The sequence below is a fragment of the Pseudarthrobacter sp. NIBRBAC000502771 genome (assembly GCF_006517215.1).
Classification (GTDB): Bacteria; Actinomycetota; Actinomycetes; order Actinomycetales; family Micrococcaceae; genus Arthrobacter; species Arthrobacter niigatensis.
This window is the reverse complement of record NZ_CP041187.1, coordinates 162166-176341: the sequence shown is the minus strand read 5'-3', so window position 1 is coordinate 176341 and position 14176 is coordinate 162166. Positions and strand designations below refer to the sequence as shown.

13 protein-coding genes and 2 riboswitches are annotated in these 14176 nt (G+C 67.1%); of the genes, 11 read left to right on the top strand and 2 right to left on the bottom strand.

The genetic code is table 11. The features are described 5' to 3' along the window. Positions 1-4: 4 nt before the first annotated feature. The gene (locus NIBR502771_RS00805; RefSeq protein WP_141158037.1) at positions 5-238 is read right to left on the bottom strand and encodes a hypothetical protein; all 234 of its coding nucleotides are present in this window, start codon (positions 236-238) and stop codon (positions 5-7) included. A gap of 222 nt (positions 239-460) precedes the next feature. Here NIBR502771_RS00805 and NIBR502771_RS00800 point away from each other — a divergent pair, with 222 nt between their 5' ends. Together NIBR502771_RS00800 and NIBR502771_RS00795 are read left to right on the top strand one after the other, a co-directional pair. Next, a complete protein-coding gene (locus NIBR502771_RS00800; RefSeq protein ID WP_141158036.1) occupies positions 461-844 on the top strand; it encodes a cold-shock protein in 384 nt (127 codons plus the stop codon). Between the two features lie 5 nt (positions 845-849). Then, a complete protein-coding gene (locus NIBR502771_RS00795) occupies positions 850-1359 on the top strand; it encodes a DUF3027 domain-containing protein (protein WP_246839768.1) in 510 nt (169 codons plus the stop codon). A 111-nt stretch (positions 1360-1470) separates the two neighbouring features. Here NIBR502771_RS00795 and serC read toward each other — a convergent pair whose 3' ends face one another. Continuing rightward, positions 1471-2601, bottom strand: a complete 1131-nt coding sequence (serC, locus tag NIBR502771_RS00790; RefSeq protein ID WP_141158035.1) for a phosphoserine transaminase — start codon at positions 2599-2601, stop codon at positions 1471-1473. A gap of 294 nt (positions 2602-2895) precedes the next feature. Between serC and NIBR502771_RS00785 the strand changes: the two genes are divergently transcribed. From NIBR502771_RS00785 to NIBR502771_RS00745, 9 genes are all read left to right on the top strand, one after another. Continuing rightward, positions 2896-3597 carry a metal-dependent transcriptional regulator gene (locus tag NIBR502771_RS00785; protein WP_141158034.1) on the top strand — a complete coding sequence of 234 codons (702 nt, stop codon included), beginning with the start codon at positions 2896-2898 and terminating at the stop codon, positions 3595-3597. Between the two features lie 107 nt (positions 3598-3704). Beyond that, positions 3705-3946: riboswitch (cyclic di-AMP (ydaO/yuaA leader) on the top strand. A 10-nt stretch (positions 3947-3956) separates the two neighbouring features. Further along, entirely contained in the window at positions 3957-4778 is an 822-nt protein-coding gene (locus NIBR502771_RS00780) for a M23 family metallopeptidase (RefSeq protein ID WP_141161358.1), read from the top strand. A gap of 111 nt (positions 4779-4889) precedes the next feature. Then, a riboswitch (cyclic di-AMP (ydaO/yuaA leader) is annotated at positions 4890-5084 on the top strand. Between the two features lie 116 nt (positions 5085-5200). Next, on the top strand, positions 5201-5815 hold the full coding sequence (locus NIBR502771_RS21145) for a C40 family peptidase (protein WP_305775680.1): 615 nt from the start codon (positions 5201-5203) through the stop codon (positions 5813-5815). A gap of 163 nt (positions 5816-5978) precedes the next feature. Further along, positions 5979-6752 (top strand): NlpC/P60 family protein, encoded by a 774-nt coding sequence (locus NIBR502771_RS00770; RefSeq protein WP_141158033.1) that lies wholly within the window; start codon positions 5979-5981, stop codon positions 6750-6752. Between the two features lie 271 nt (positions 6753-7023). Next, positions 7024-7524: an HNH endonuclease gene (locus tag NIBR502771_RS00765; RefSeq protein WP_141158032.1), complete on the top strand. Its 501-nt coding sequence runs from the start codon at positions 7024-7026 to the stop codon at positions 7522-7524. Positions 7525-7579: 55 nt separating this feature from the next. Next, positions 7580-8587 (top strand): NTP transferase domain-containing protein, encoded by a 1008-nt coding sequence (locus NIBR502771_RS00760; RefSeq protein WP_246839767.1) that lies wholly within the window; start codon positions 7580-7582, stop codon positions 8585-8587. Then, positions 8584-10002 carry a molybdopterin molybdotransferase MoeA gene (locus tag NIBR502771_RS00755; RefSeq protein WP_141158031.1) on the top strand — a complete coding sequence of 473 codons (1419 nt, stop codon included), beginning with the start codon at positions 8584-8586 and terminating at the stop codon, positions 10000-10002. The genes NIBR502771_RS00760 and NIBR502771_RS00755 overlap by 4 nt, the downstream gene beginning before the upstream one ends. Positions 10003-10096: 94 nt before the next feature. Continuing rightward, a complete protein-coding gene (gene fdhD, locus NIBR502771_RS00750) occupies positions 10097-10975 on the top strand; it encodes a formate dehydrogenase accessory sulfurtransferase FdhD (RefSeq protein ID WP_141158030.1) in 879 nt (292 codons plus the stop codon). Between the two features lie 125 nt (positions 10976-11100). Continuing rightward, complete coding sequence (locus tag NIBR502771_RS00745) at positions 11101-14133, top strand: glycoside hydrolase family 38 C-terminal domain-containing protein (RefSeq protein ID WP_141158029.1); 3033 nt, start codon at positions 11101-11103, stop codon at positions 14131-14133. Positions 14134-14176: the final 43 nt, after the last annotated feature.

Below are 14176 nucleotides of genomic sequence, written 5' to 3'. Positions count from 1 at the left end.
AACGTTACCGCTGCTGGGGCCTTCCCGCCCGCCGCCGGGCGGCAACTCCGTCCAGGACCAGCAGGAGCATCAGGATGAAGGCTGCTGGCAGGCCGTACAGCGCGGTGTAGGTGATCCAGGCGGGAGCTACCGAGCCGGCGAAGGCCAGGGCCATGACAGCTGCCACGGCTATCAGGGACAGCACGGCAACAACTGCGGCGAGGACCATCAGGGGCCGCCGGTAACGCGAGGGAGTCATGGACGCAACGCTACCGCGCCTGGCGCGGTGCGGGTAAAGCGGGGCCTTGCGCCTGCGGCGGAACAGTGCCGCCCAAAGCGTCGATAGGCCATGCGGCAGGATAACCTTGAAGCATACAGACCAACACGGTCCCGGTTCGCCATACCCTGAACCCGCACAACCATGCGGATGCGGTGGTGGCCGGCCGTGTCTCATGACAGCAGAACGAAGAAGGTTGATTACGTGCCTACCGGCAAGGTCAAGTGGTATGACAAGGACAAGGGCTTTGGGTTCCTCGCGGGCGAGGACGGCCAGGAGGTCTTCCTGCCCAAGTCGTCGCTGCCCGACGGCGTCAGCGAGCTCAAAGCCGGCACCCGCGTGGAGTTCGGCGTAGCGGACGGTCGCAAGGGCGCCCAGGCGCTGGGCCTGCGCGTCCTGGACAAGACTCCCTCGATTGCCAAGGCCAAGCGGCCGAGCGCCAAGGACCTTGCCCCGCTGGTCCAGGACCTGGTGACGGTACTGGACAACCTGTCCGGGACCTTGTCCAAGGGCAAGTACCCGGACGGCAACAAGGGCAAGGCCATTGCTGCCGCCCTCCGCAAGGTCGCCGACGAGCTCGACGTTTAGCGCCGATGACTCCCGATTCCGAACAGCCGGGCACGCCGGTGCAGGAGCAGGCTGCCAGGACGCCGCCCAAGCGCAAGGCAGGCGTGCCCGTGTGGCGCACGGGCAAGCCGGACGCTTTCCTGGCCGCCGCCGTGGACACTGCCCGGACCGTCGTGGAGGGCATCACGCCTGCGGCCACCATCGGGCCGCACCTGGCGGCCAAGAGCGAGGGCGACCGGCTGGTCACCCACCTGTTTGAGTCCCGGCTGCCCGGATACGCGGGGTGGCAGTGGTACGCGGTGCTGACGCGCAACTCCCGCTCAAAAGTGGTCACGGTCAATGAGCTGGGCCTCCTGCCGTCGGAAGATTCGATCCTGGCCCCGGAGTGGGTGCCCTGGGCCGAACGTGTCCGCCCCGAGGACCAGCAGCAGGAGTCCGAAGCGGACAGCCAGGTAACGGCCGCCGCGGAAACTGAAGGCCACGCAACAGCGGCTGACGATCCAACTGACGACGCCGGCACGCAAGCGGAAGCCTGACCGCACCTCGCCACCGGGAGCCCGGCCACCCCGGAAGGGGACAACGAAATCGGCGCCGTCCGGGATGAACCGGGCGGCGCCGTCGTATGTTGTCCTGACTGTTCTCCGCGCCTACTTCCGCAGCTCGCCCACCACGTAGTCGATGCTGGACAGCAGGGCTGAGACATCGCTGGGCTCGATAGCCACGAAGGTGGCGATCCGCAGCTGGTTGCGGCCCAGCTTCCGGTAGGGCTCAGTGTCAACGATGCCGTTGGCGCGCAGGACCTTGGCCACGGCCGCGGCATCAACTGATTCGTCGAAGTCGATGGTGGCGATGACATTGGAGCGTTCCTCCGCGTTGGCCACAAACGGGGTGGCAAACTCGGAGGCCTCGGCCCAGCTGTAGATGCGTCCGGCGGAGTCTGCGGTGCGTGCGGCGGCGAAATCCAGGCCGCCGTTGGAGTTCAGCCACTGGACCTGGGTGTCCAGCGTGACCAGCGTGGACAGCGACGGCGTGTTGTACGTCTGGTTCAGGCGGGAGTTGTCGATGGCGGTCTGGAGGTCCAGGAAGTCCGGGATCCAGCGGTTGCCTGCCTTGATCCGCGCGGCGCGCTCGAGGGCGGCCGGGGAGAACAGGCCCAGCCAGAGGCCGCCGTCGGAAGCGAAGTTCTTCTGCGGGGCGAAGTAGTAGACGTCGCTTTGGGCAACGTCCACGTCCAGGCCGCCGGCCGCGGAGGTGGCGTCCACCAGGACCAGCGATCCCTCGTCGGCTCCGGAAACGCGCGTGACAGGGGCAGCAACACCGGTGGAGGTCTCATTCTGGGGCCAGGCATAGACATCAACGCCTGCCTCGGCCTGGGCCGCCGGCCGCGTGCCTGGCTCGGACTTGATGATCGAGGAAGCCTCCAGGAAGGGCGCCTTGTTGGTGGCGGCCGCAAACTTGGACCCGAACTCGCCGAAGGACAGGTGCTGGGCCTTCTTCTCCACGAGGCCGAAGCTCGCGACGTCCCAGAATGCCGTGGAGCCGCCCACGCCGAGGACCACTTCATAGCCCTCCGGGGCGCGGAAGAACTGGCTCAGCCCTTCGCGGACGGATCCCACCAGGTTCTTGACCGGCGCCTGCCGGTGCGAAGTGCCGAGGATGGTCTTGGACGCTGCTGCCAGCGCATCGATCTGTTCCTGGCGGACCTTTGACGGGCCGGCGCCGAACCGCCCATCCTTCGGCAGGAGGTCGGCGGGGATCGTGATGCTGGTGTCGCTCACAGGTGCTCCAATTCGGCGGGGACGAAAGTTTGGTCCGGACGGGCGGGTCATGGCCCGGCCGGCAGCAGGCGATGGCTGCGCAGCGGGCCTTCACCATTCTGCCTGAATGGCAGGGGCGGCGGGAGCCGGCGGGCCCAAAGTCCAGACAATGAGACGCGCCGTCCGGGCGACGCCGCCCGACGCTCGGCTATTCGGACAAACTCAAAATAGGCTAAGCTGGCCCCCGGACTACCTCGCGGGAAGAGGCGATACGGTGGGACAACGCAAGGTACTGCGCTCGAGGAGCTGAGCTGGATGACGGATCTGATCGACACTACGGAGATGTACCTCAGGACCATCCTGGAGCTTGAGGAAGAAAACATCGTTGCCCTCCGGGCCCGTATTGCCGAGCGCCTGCGCCACTCCGGCCCTACCGTGTCCCAGACCATCGGAAGGATGGAGCGCGACGGGCTCGTGGTGGTCTCCGGTGACCGGCATCTGGAACTCACTGACACCGGCCGCAAGCGGGCAACCGAGGTCATGCGCAAGCACCGGCTGGCCGAACGCCTGCTGGCCGACGTGATCGGCCTGGACTGGGCCTACGTGCATGACGAAGCCTGCCGCTGGGAACATGTCATGAGCGAGCGGGTTGAGCGGCGCATTTACGAGATGCTGGACCACCCTACCGAATCGCCCTATGGCAACCCCATCCCCGGGCTCGCCGCCCTGGGTGGACAGCCTGCCACCGGCGGCGCCGACGGAGCCATCAGCCTGGTCGAAGCCATGAAGGGCTACGCATCGGCCTCTGTTGTCACCATCAGCCGGCTCGCTGAACCGATCCAGGTGGAGCCGGAACTGCTGGCGCAACTGGACGAAGGTGGAATCCGGCCCGGTGCCGCCGTGGCGCTGGAACGCGTGGGTGACTACATCTCCGTGCGGGTCCCGGGCATCGAGGGCGCACTGGAGCTGCCGCCCGAGGTTGCCGCCCACGTTTTCGTGGCCGTGTCCCAGCCCTGAGGCCCGGCCTTTTACCCCGGCAAGGCACTTCCACGCAAAGATAACGGAATTGTTACCTAGGGTCTAAAGGCCCTATAGTGGAACCAATCGTTGATACTTAAGCGTTACCCGATCCGGAGCCGAGCTCTGCCAGCGGATCGGGTGCACGAGTCGTTACTGGCAGAGGCGGGGGAACCACAAGCGGCAGCGGGGGACTGCCTTGGGGTGAAGTCCGTCAGCAGCAAGCCTCTCCAGTGAAGGATTCTTCCGGGAATACCCCTGTGCAGAAGCTTGCCGCGGCGGGCCGGGTCTTTGATCTCTCTGACCCGAATCCGACAGCTAACTCCGCAGGCTTTTCCAGAGAGGAACCCTTCTTGACCATGCAGACCTCCAGGGGGCGCCGCCGCGCAGCCAGCCCCCCTTCGGCACCCCGGGTTGTCGAAGACGCAGCAGTGGAGCGCCCCCGCGATCTGCATCGCGACGCGCGCCGCCGTCGGGGGCCCCTGCGGCAGGTAACGGAGTTCGCCGCCGCAAGCGGGATTGGCCAGAAGGCCGGAATCGCCCTGGCTGCCACCGGACTGGTGCTGACGGTCACAGTGCCGGCCACCAGCCCGGTCATGGCCACTGATGCGTCCGGCAACGCGCCCCTGGCAGCTTCCTCCGTCAGCCCGCAGCCGCAGATTTCCGCTGATGTTGGTGCCCAGATCGACTTCAGCCGCTCCGCCGTGGTGACCCAGGCTGACCCGGACGGGAAGCTCAAGCAGCTCCTGAGTGCCCAGTCCGCCGGCTCCGTCACGCGGGCGGCGTCGGCCGGCACCCTGGCTGCACCACTAGCCTCCCTCGTCACCGCGTCACCGTTCGGATACAGGGTGAGCCCGATTACCGGCGGCTCCGGCGACTTCCACCGGGGCCAGGACTTCGTGGCTCAATGCGGGACGTCCGTCCTTGCCGCTGCGACCGGCACCGTTACCTTCGCAGGCTGGCACCAGTTCGGCGGCGGAAACCGGGTGGTCATCGACCACGGCAACGGACTGGAAACCACGTATAACCACCTGTCGTCCTTCAACGTCAAGGTGGGCCAGACGGTCTCCCGTGGAGAAGTCGTGGCGCTCAGCGGCACCACAGGTGCCTCCACCGGCTGCCACCTGCACTTCGAGGTGCAGGTCAACGGCGAAGTGGTCGACCCCATGGGCTGGCTGTAACGAATGATTGCCCACTCTCAGATCGCAGCGACCTGCCGTGACCTGAATGTGACATTGAAACAAAACTGCTGTACCGTCTAACTCGCGTCAACTTTTCCGAAGTTGACGCTCTTGAGTGGATTGCCTAACTCTGCCACCGCTCAAGGTCCGTTCGCATTTCATCGTCTGGCAGGGGCGGGGGAACCAATTTTGGCCTTCTCTCCAGAAGGCCTTGGGGTTAAGTCACCAGCTTCCCAGGAAGCTGCGTGGCCGGGTGACTCCCATCCGAATCCGACAGCTCACCTCGCAGGCATTGGGAGAGGCTACCTTCGTGTCTTCACGCCATCATTCTGCGCGCCACCGTGCGCAAACGGTTCGCACCAGCCCCTTGGACGCCGTGTCCAAGGCCGTGAGTGCAAATGCCGGGACCGTAGGCTGCCGTAGTGGCAGCCGCATCGGGCCTGATCCTGAGCATGGGCCTGCCAGCAAACGCCGCTGACACCACCGCCGGTGTCTCTGCATCCACCGAGTCCGGCTCGGCACAGACGGCACTGGCCGTCACGGCCGCCCCCACGGCCACGGTTTCCTTCGAGCGCCCGGTCGTCAAGACCACCGCCGCTCCGAAGGTGGAGGCGGTACGTCCCCAGTCCACCGCGCCGGCCGAACGCGCCGCCGGCCAGGACGCCGCTCCCGCCGCCAAGGCTGCCGAGACTGTCTCCGCCGCAACCTCCGGCATTGCAGCCATCGCCTACACCGGCATCGGCCACTCCTATGTATGGGGCGGCACCAGCCCGGTCACCGGCTGGGACTGCTCCGGGTTCGTCCAGTGGGTCTACGCACAGGCCGGGATCAGCATCCCGCGCACCAACGCGTGGAGCATCATGACCCCGACCTCCACCCCGCAGGCGGGCGACCTCGTTGTCCAGAACGGCGGCGCGCACGTGGGTATCTACGTCGGCAACGGCATGATGATCAGCGCGCTCAACCCCTCCCAGGGCACGCTGCTGCACTCGCCCGCAGCCACCGGTACCTCGTCGTACTACCACCTCAACAAGTAGTTCTTGGGCTTAGCGCTCCAAGGGCTATTTCTTTGCCCACAGCTTTTCCGCTAGAAACCAGATCCCCGTTCGGGATGCGCCGGCGTACCCCCAAGATGCCGGCGCGTCCAGCCCCCTTTGCCTGCCTACACGCGGTCCGAAGGAAAAACGAAAGAGAGAACTCATGACGACTCGTGCTACCGCACGGCACCGCGCCGAGGTCACCAAAACCAACTCGATCGCCATCATTGCCAAAGCTGTCAGCGACAACGCCGGTGGCATGGGCCGCCAGGCTGCTGTTATCGCCGCGGCCTCCGGCCTGGTCCTGACCAGCGGGCTCGCAGCGAACGCTGCCGACGCCAACGTCAAGCGCGATTCCGCTCCGGCGTCCCAGCTCGAAGTTGAATCGGCCGTCGACGCCCCGATTTCCGCGGCTTCCACCATTGCCATCAGCTACGAGAAGCCTGCTGTCACCACCACGCCGGCTCCCGTCGTCGAGCCCGAGCCCCAGGTCCAGGTGCAGGAAGCTGCTCCCGCGCCTGTGGCGCAGCCTGTTGCTGCTGCCAAGGCCACGGCCAAGGTTGTTACCGCCGCTGCTCCGGCTGCTCCCGCCGCCCAGGTTTCCGCAAGCGGGAAGGGTGCAGCCATCCTTTCCGCCGCATACGCCCAGCTCGGCGTGCACCAGGACTGCACCATGCTGGTGACCAACGCACTGGCTGCCGTCGGCATCCACTTCCACGACTGGCCGGCAGGCTACCTGTCGCTGGGTGACACCGTGCCCATGTCCCAGGCCCAGCCCGGCGACCTGCTGTACTACGCCGACGGTGGCGGCGGCATGGCCCACATTGCCGTTTACGCCGGTAACGGCATGGCCGTCCACGGCGGCTTCAATGGCAACGACACCGTGGTCTTCAGCGCCAATGTTGGCTCCGGCCCGGTAGCCATCCGCGTACGTTAGGCATTCCTGTGCCGGCCTTAACAAGCGCCGGCCCGCGTGCTGCTTGCCAGAGGACCCCCGCCAGCAAGGCGGGGGTCCTTTGCGCTTAAGGGCTTTGCCGCCGGCGCCTCCGCCCTTTCCCTGGCATGGTGACGGAAGGGGCCTCCGGGGCGGCGATTACCTGATTCTGCACTTCTTTGTTTACTCTTGTGATGTCGATCCATAGCCCGGACATGCCGAGGGCAGCCGGCCCTCGTGCCCCTGACGGGTGCGGCCGTGAAGAGGTAAGTGCATGCGCACTCTCGTTCTGAATGCTGGATATGAACCGCTGGCGGTTATCACTTTCCGCCGGGCGCTGGTGCTTGTGCTCACGGGCAAGGCAAGCGTCGTGGCCGAAGGGGAGGACCCGGTGGTGGGGCCCACCGACGTCCTGGGCCGCCCGTCCGTGATCCTCCTCAACCGTTACATCCGGCCCAGGTACAACCACTCAACGGCCGTCAGCCGCAGGGGCGTACTCCGGCGGGACGGTCACAAATGTGCCTACTGCGGCAAGGCTGCGCACACAATCGACCACGTTCACCCAAAGTCGCGTGGAGGTGCCGATTCGTGGGAGAACCTGGTGGCCGCCTGCCTGCGGTGCAACAACGTCAAGGGCGACCACACTCCCGCCGAGATGGGGTGGACCCTTCGGTTTGTTCCCGAGCCGCCGCACGGGACGATCTGGCAGATCAAGGAACTGGAGAAGCCGACCCCCGCATGGGATCCGTTCCTGCTGCCGGAGCGAGCTGCCTGACGGTTTCCCGGCGCCTCCCGGCACCGGAAAGGGTGCCGGTCGCTAGGCTGGGGGGGTGCACAAGAACAGCTTGGCTTTTGATGCCCTGATCCTGGCCGGGGGACGATCATCCCGCCTGGGCGGTGTACCCAAGCAGTCGTTGATTTTCCACGGCCAAACCCTCCTGGAGCGCGCCGTTGCCGCGGCGGCCGGTGCCCGGCTGACCGTGGTTGTTGGCGATGCGGGAGTCCTGCCGGGTGAATCCGGGGAGGGCCACCCGCTGCCACTGTCGGTCCGCCCTGCCAACCTGCTTGCATGCCGGGAGGAGCCGCCCTTTGCTGGTCCGGCGGCTGCGATTGCCGCAGGCCTGGATACCCTGGCGAGGAACGGGGGAGGGGCCCCCTACTCCCTGGTGCTGGCCTGCGACATGCCGTTGGCCGCCCAGGCGGTGGCAGTGCTGCGGGACGCATTGCTGCAGTCCGATCCCGGCGTCCGCCCAGGTGGGGTGGTGGCCCGTTCCGAGGACGGCAGGACCCAGCCGTTGGCAGGTTTCTACAGCACGGCTGGGTTAAAAAGGTCCTGCGCTGACCTGGCTTCACGCAACGCCCTGGTCAACGGCTCGGTCAGGGCGCTCCTTGCTAGTCTGGACGTGCAGCTTGTCACAGTCCCCGCCGGGTCCACCGCCGATGTGGATACCTGGGACGATGCTGCCGCGCTGGGTGTTGCCGCCGGGAACCAGCACGCATGGGAAAGTCCGGCGCACAGCCGGAGACAACGTGGGAGGCAAGTCGTGAAAAGCCAGGACGAGACACTGGAAGAGTGGTGCAGGGCGCTCCTCCAGGCGTACAAACTTGAGGACGTCCAGGTGGATATCAACGCCGTGCTGGCGCTTGCAGGCGTGGCCGCCCACTCTGTTGTGCGGCCCGCCGCACCGCTGACTACCTTCATCGCAGGCTTCGCCGCCGGACTGGCTGCCGCACCCGGCAGGGAGATGGATGCGGCATCGATGGACGCGGCACTGGCCGTGGCCCGTTCGCTGGCGGCCGACTACGACGCTGAAGCCGCCGGGACTCCCGGCGAATGACCGCAGAACCCCATCACGGTCCTGACGCGCCGCCGCGAGCAGAGCCGCAGGCGCGCAGGGGCGAAACTGAACACACGCCTGCTGACCATCACCAGGCAGCGCACACCTGGCAGGAAGCCCGGCAGGCTGCCTTCGATGCAGCAACCCCCATTCCGCCAGGCCCCGTTGCCCTGCGGATAGCCCTTGGCCGCAAGCTCGACCGGGACATCGTTGCCCTCCAGGACATGCCCCATTACGCCTCCTCAGCCATGGACGGCTGGGCAGTCAATGGAAGCGGCCCGTGGATCCCGGTGGAGGCCGGTAGCCGGCTGGCGCCGCACCAGGCCAGCCCCATTGCCACCGGTGGCCTCATCCCGCCCGGTGCAAAGGCGGTGCTTCGCAGCGAGAACGCGGTCCTGGGGCAGGATGACGAGGGGCTGCCCGTCCTGATGACCGGCGGCAAGGCGCGTCCGGGCGAGCCCCGCGCGGGAGAGCACATCCGGAAAGCCGGGGAGGAAGCCCTCGAAGGGGACATCCTGGTCAAGGCCGGGGTATCGCTCAACCCCGCACACTTGGCCCTTGCCGCCCTGGCAGGCTACGACGAAGTCCCGGTCCAGGGTAAGCCCGTGGTCCGCCTGGTCCTGACCGGATCAGAGGTGGTGGACCAGGGCACGCCCGCCCCCGGCCAGGTACGCGATACCTTCGGCCCGCAGCTGCCTGACGTCGTGGCAATGCTGGGCGGCATCGCCGCCGGCCAGCAGCGGATCGGCGACTCGTACACCGAATGGCTGGCGGCGCTCGAAGACGTGCTGCCAGAGGTGCCCGGCGCACCGGACCTGCCTGCCGACGTCGTCATCACCACCGGGGGTACCGGACGCTCCGGAACGGACCACCTCCGCCGGGCAGTGGCCGAACTCGGCGGCCGGCTCATCATCGACGGCGTGGCAATGCGGCCGGGCCACCCCGCGGTCCTCGCCGAACTTCCCGACGGCCGTTTTGTCCTGGGACTTCCCGGCAACCCGCTGGCGGCAATGATGGCCCTCTCCACCGTGGGTGCCCCGTTGCTGGCTGCCCTGGGGCACCATCCCATGCCGCCGGTGGAAGACGTGCCGTGCGGGACGATGATCGAGCCCGACCCCGGCCGTACCCGGCTGATGCCCTTCCGGCTGCTGTATGGCATGGCGTCCCCGGCGCAGCACACGGGGCCCGGCATGATGCGTGGGCTGGCAGCCGCGGACGGCGTACTGGTGGTGCCGCCGCACGGGGTGCAGCTGGGTGAGCTGGTGCCTGCCTTTGCGCTGCCGTGGGGGACGCCCATTCAGCGGCCTGGTGAAAGTGATGCCAAGGCCAAGCCCCGAACGGGCGCCCGCACCGGCCAGCCCAAGGCCAAACCGGCAGCCAGCGGGCCCGTCGACTGGAGTGCGCTCCTGGGCTGACGCACGTCAGGGCCGGTGCCCGTGGAAGGCGCTCCCTGGGACAGGGCAGGCTTTGTTGGTGCCATGATGGAGTAATGAACAAGCAGGGTGGAATATGGGACGGGTAACCCAGCGCCGGAAGGTGCACAAGTATGTCCTGGATGGTTCCCCGAGTGCCCTGGAGTACCCGGTCCGCCACCGTGAAGACGTCCTCGCCGTGGAGGAACCGCTGGAAATCCGGCTCGGCGGCCTGTCCTATTCCGTAACCATGCGCACCCCCGGCGATGACTTCGACCTGGTGGCCGGCTTCCTGGTGTCCGAGGGCGTCATCTGGGCCCCAGAGCAGCTGGTGTCGCTCCGGTTCTGCGCCGGCGAGGACGAAAACGGCGTCCAGACATTCAACGTGGTGGAGGCCCAACTGCGGCCGGACGTCCCGCTCCCGGACACGGGCCGCCGGGTCTACACGTCCAGCTCCTGCGGCATCTGCGGAACGGATTCCATCGAGGCCGTCCAGAAGTCCTCGCACCACAGTCCCCAGCCGGACCCGCTGACCGTGGATGCCAGGGTCCTGGCCTCCCTGCCCGACCTGTTGCGGGAGTCCCAGCGCGTCTTCGACGATACCGGCGGCGTACACGCGGCGGGCCTGTTCAGGATCGACGACGACGGCGTCCCCCGGCTCCTGTGCCTGCGCGAGGACGTAGGGCGCCACAACGCCGTGGACAAAGTGGTGGGCTGGGCACTGCGTGAAGGCCTCCTGCCGTTGGCGGGGACTGTCCTCCAGGTGTCCGGCCGGGCGTCCTTCGAACTGGTACAGAAAGCCTCGCTTGCCGGAATCCCCGTCCTGGCCGCCGTGAGTGCGCCATCGAGCCTTGCCGTGGAACTGGCAGAGGCCAACGGGCTGACCCTGGCAGGCTTCAGCCGGGGCAGCAGTTTCAATATCTACGCCGGGAACTCCAGGGTCCTCGGGCCCCAGCCCGCCGTGCCAAGGCCTTAGCGCGGGTAACGCCTTGGCCCGTCCCACACCACCAGCCCAGGGGGTTGGACGCAGTGCCGCCAACAGGTAGATTTGTCCATCGAATGGACTCGATGATCCAGTCTCCAGCCTAAAGAGGACCTATATTGCATGACGACCGCAGGATCACGGAAGTCCGCCTGGCGAGGTTTGTGCGGGAGCGCATTGCCCCTGCCGTTTACAGCAGGACGGTCCCGCTTACCCTGAGCAGCTGGGAAGTGCCCGGTGAGCCGGTCCCGGCGCTTGAAGCGATGCGGCGGGACTTCCAGCCGCAGGAGCACGGCGCCTCCTGGGGACGGCCGTGGGGCACCACCTGGCTGCGGCTGCAGGGGGAAGTGCCCGAATCCTGGGGCGGCAGCCCTGACACCGCCGTGGAGGTGGTGGTGGACCTGGGATTCACCACCGAAGCCCCCGGGTTCCAGTGCGAGGGAATCGCCTGGCGGTCGGATGGCAGCATCATCAAGGCCATCTCACCCCGCAACCAGTACATCCCGCTCAAGCTGCTGGGCAGCGGCATGGCCGTGGACTTTTACGTGGAGGCGGCCGCCAACCCGGACATGGCGCAGGGCTGGACCTTTGCCGCTACCCCTTTGGGGGACAAGGCGACCGCAGGAGACGCCCCGCAGTACCGGCTGGGAACCATCGCCATCGCCGAGCTGAACCAGACCGTGTGGGAACTCCAGCAGGACGTCTGGACCCTCGCCGGCCTCATGGAGCAGCTTCCCCTGGAGCTCCCGCGCCGCCACGAGATCCTCCGCGCCCTCGAACACATGATGGACGTGATGGACCCGGAGGACGTTGCCGGGACCGCGGCAGCCGGGCGCCGGGCGCTCGCCGACGTCCTGACCAGGCCCGCCTACGCCTCCGCCCACCAACTGGTTGCCACCGGGCACGCCCACATCGACTCCGCCTGGCTCTGGCCGGTCCGTGAAACCATCCGCAAATGCGCCCGGACCTTCTCCAACGTGGTGGCCCTGATGGATGAAGACCCGAATTTTGTCTTCTCCTGCTCCTCTGCGCAGCAGCTCGCCTGGATCAAGGAGCTGTACCCGGACCTCTTCAGCCGGATCCGGGAAAAGGTACGCGCGGGGCAATTCGTCCCGGTCGGCGGCATGTGGGTGGAATCGGACACCAACATGCCCGGCGGCGAAGCCATGGCCCGGCAGTTCGTGGAGGGCAAGGGCTTCTTCCTTGCCGAGTTTGGCATTGAGTGCCGGGAAGCGTGGCTCCCGGATTCGTTCGGCTACAGCGCTGCCCTTCCCCAGATCGTGAAGTCCGCCGGCAGCCGCTGGTTCCTCACGCAGAAGATTTCCTGGAACCAGACCAACAGGATGCCCCACCACACTTTCAACTGGGAGGGGATCGACGGCACCCGGCTGTTTACCCACTTCCCGCCGGTGGACACCTACAACTCGGATCTCAGCGCCCGGGACCTGGCGCACGCCGAGCGCAACTATCGGGACCATGGCCGCGGCACCGTATCGCTGGTCCCGTTCGGGTATGGCGACGGCGGCGGCGGGCCCACCCGCGAAATGCTCGCCGCAGCTGCACGCACGGCGGACCTGGAAGGCTCTCCAAAGGTCCGGGTCGGATCCGCGGAAAGCTTCTTCCGGCAGGCCGAGGAAGACTACTCCGCACTTCCGGTCTGGGTGGGCGAGATGTACCTGGAACTCCACCGCGGTACCTACACCAGCCAGGCACAGACAAAGAAGGGCAACCGGCGCAGCGAGCACCTCCTGCGCGAAGCCGAATTGTGGTGCGCCACGGCTGCCGTCCGCGGCGGCGGTGCCTACCACTATCCGGGCGCCGAGCTTCAGCGACTCTGGCAACTGGTGCTGCTCCAGCAGTTCCACGACATCCTTCCCGGCAGCTCCATTGCCTGGGTCCACCAGGACGCCGAGCGGAATTACCAGGCTGTCGAGAGCGCCCTTGAGGCGTTGATCAGCCGCGCCGCAGCGGCGATGCTGGGCACCGGCAGCCGCCAGTTCCTGTTGAACGCCGCACCGCATCCCAGGGACGGGGTCCCCGCGCTGGGGGCGGCCGAACCGGCGTTGAGCCCGGAACCAGTACGGGCAACACCGCATGACGGCGGCTACGTCCTGGACAATGGTGTTATCCGGGCCGTGGTGGATGCGGACGGGCTGCTTTCCTCCCTGCGCGACCATGCCAGCGGCCGCGAAGCGATCGCCCCCGGCCAGCGCGGCAACCTGCTCGAACTGCACCGTGACACCCCCAACGAATGGGACGCATGGGACATCGATGAGTTCTACCGGCGCAACGTCACCCCACTGGTCCACGCAGAATCGGTCCGGCTTGACGGCGGAGGCGGCAGCGCCGTCGTGGTGGTGGAGCGATTGGCCGGGACCTCGCCGCTGACCCAGCGCATCACGCTTGCCCCCGGCAGTGCGTCCCTGGAGATCACCACCTCCGTGGACTGGCAGGAACGCGAAAAGCTGCTGAAGCTCGGCTTCGCCCTGGATGTGCGGGCGGACCGGTCGGCTGCCGAAACGCAGTTCGGCCACGTCTTCCGGCCCACGCACACCAACACGTCGTGGGAGGCAGCAAAGTTCGAAATCTGCGCCCACCGGTGGATCCATGTGGGTGAACCCGGCTACGGCGTCGCCGTGTCCAACTCATCCACTTACGGCCATGACGTGGGAAGGAGCATCAGGGAGTCCGACGGCGGAACCACCACCACGGTGCGGCTGTCCCTGCTGCGGGCGCCTAAGTTCCCCGACCCCGACGCAGACCGGGGACGTCACGAGTTGACCGTGGCCATCCGCCCGGGTGCCGGCATTGCCGATGCCGTCCAGGAAGGGTACCGGACAAACCTGGCACCCCGGCTGGTCACCGGCGCCCACGGAGTGGAGCCGCTTTTCTCCGTCAGCAATCCTGCCCTGGTCATCGAAGCCGTGAAACTGGCGCAGGACGGTTCCGGCGACGTAGTGGTCCGGCTGTATGAGTCACTGGGGCAGCGTTCGGCGGGGAACATTACGGCAAACTTCCCGGTGCTGGAGGTTGTGCCCACGGACCTTCTGGAGCGACCTGCCGAAGCCCCCGGGGTGGAACCCTGCGACAACGGGGCCGCGCTTCAGCTCCGGCCTTTCCAGCTCGTCACGTTGAGGTTTGCCCGGAAGTAGGAGTTCCTTGCCCGGGCTGGAGGCAGGTTGGGGGCCTTAAACA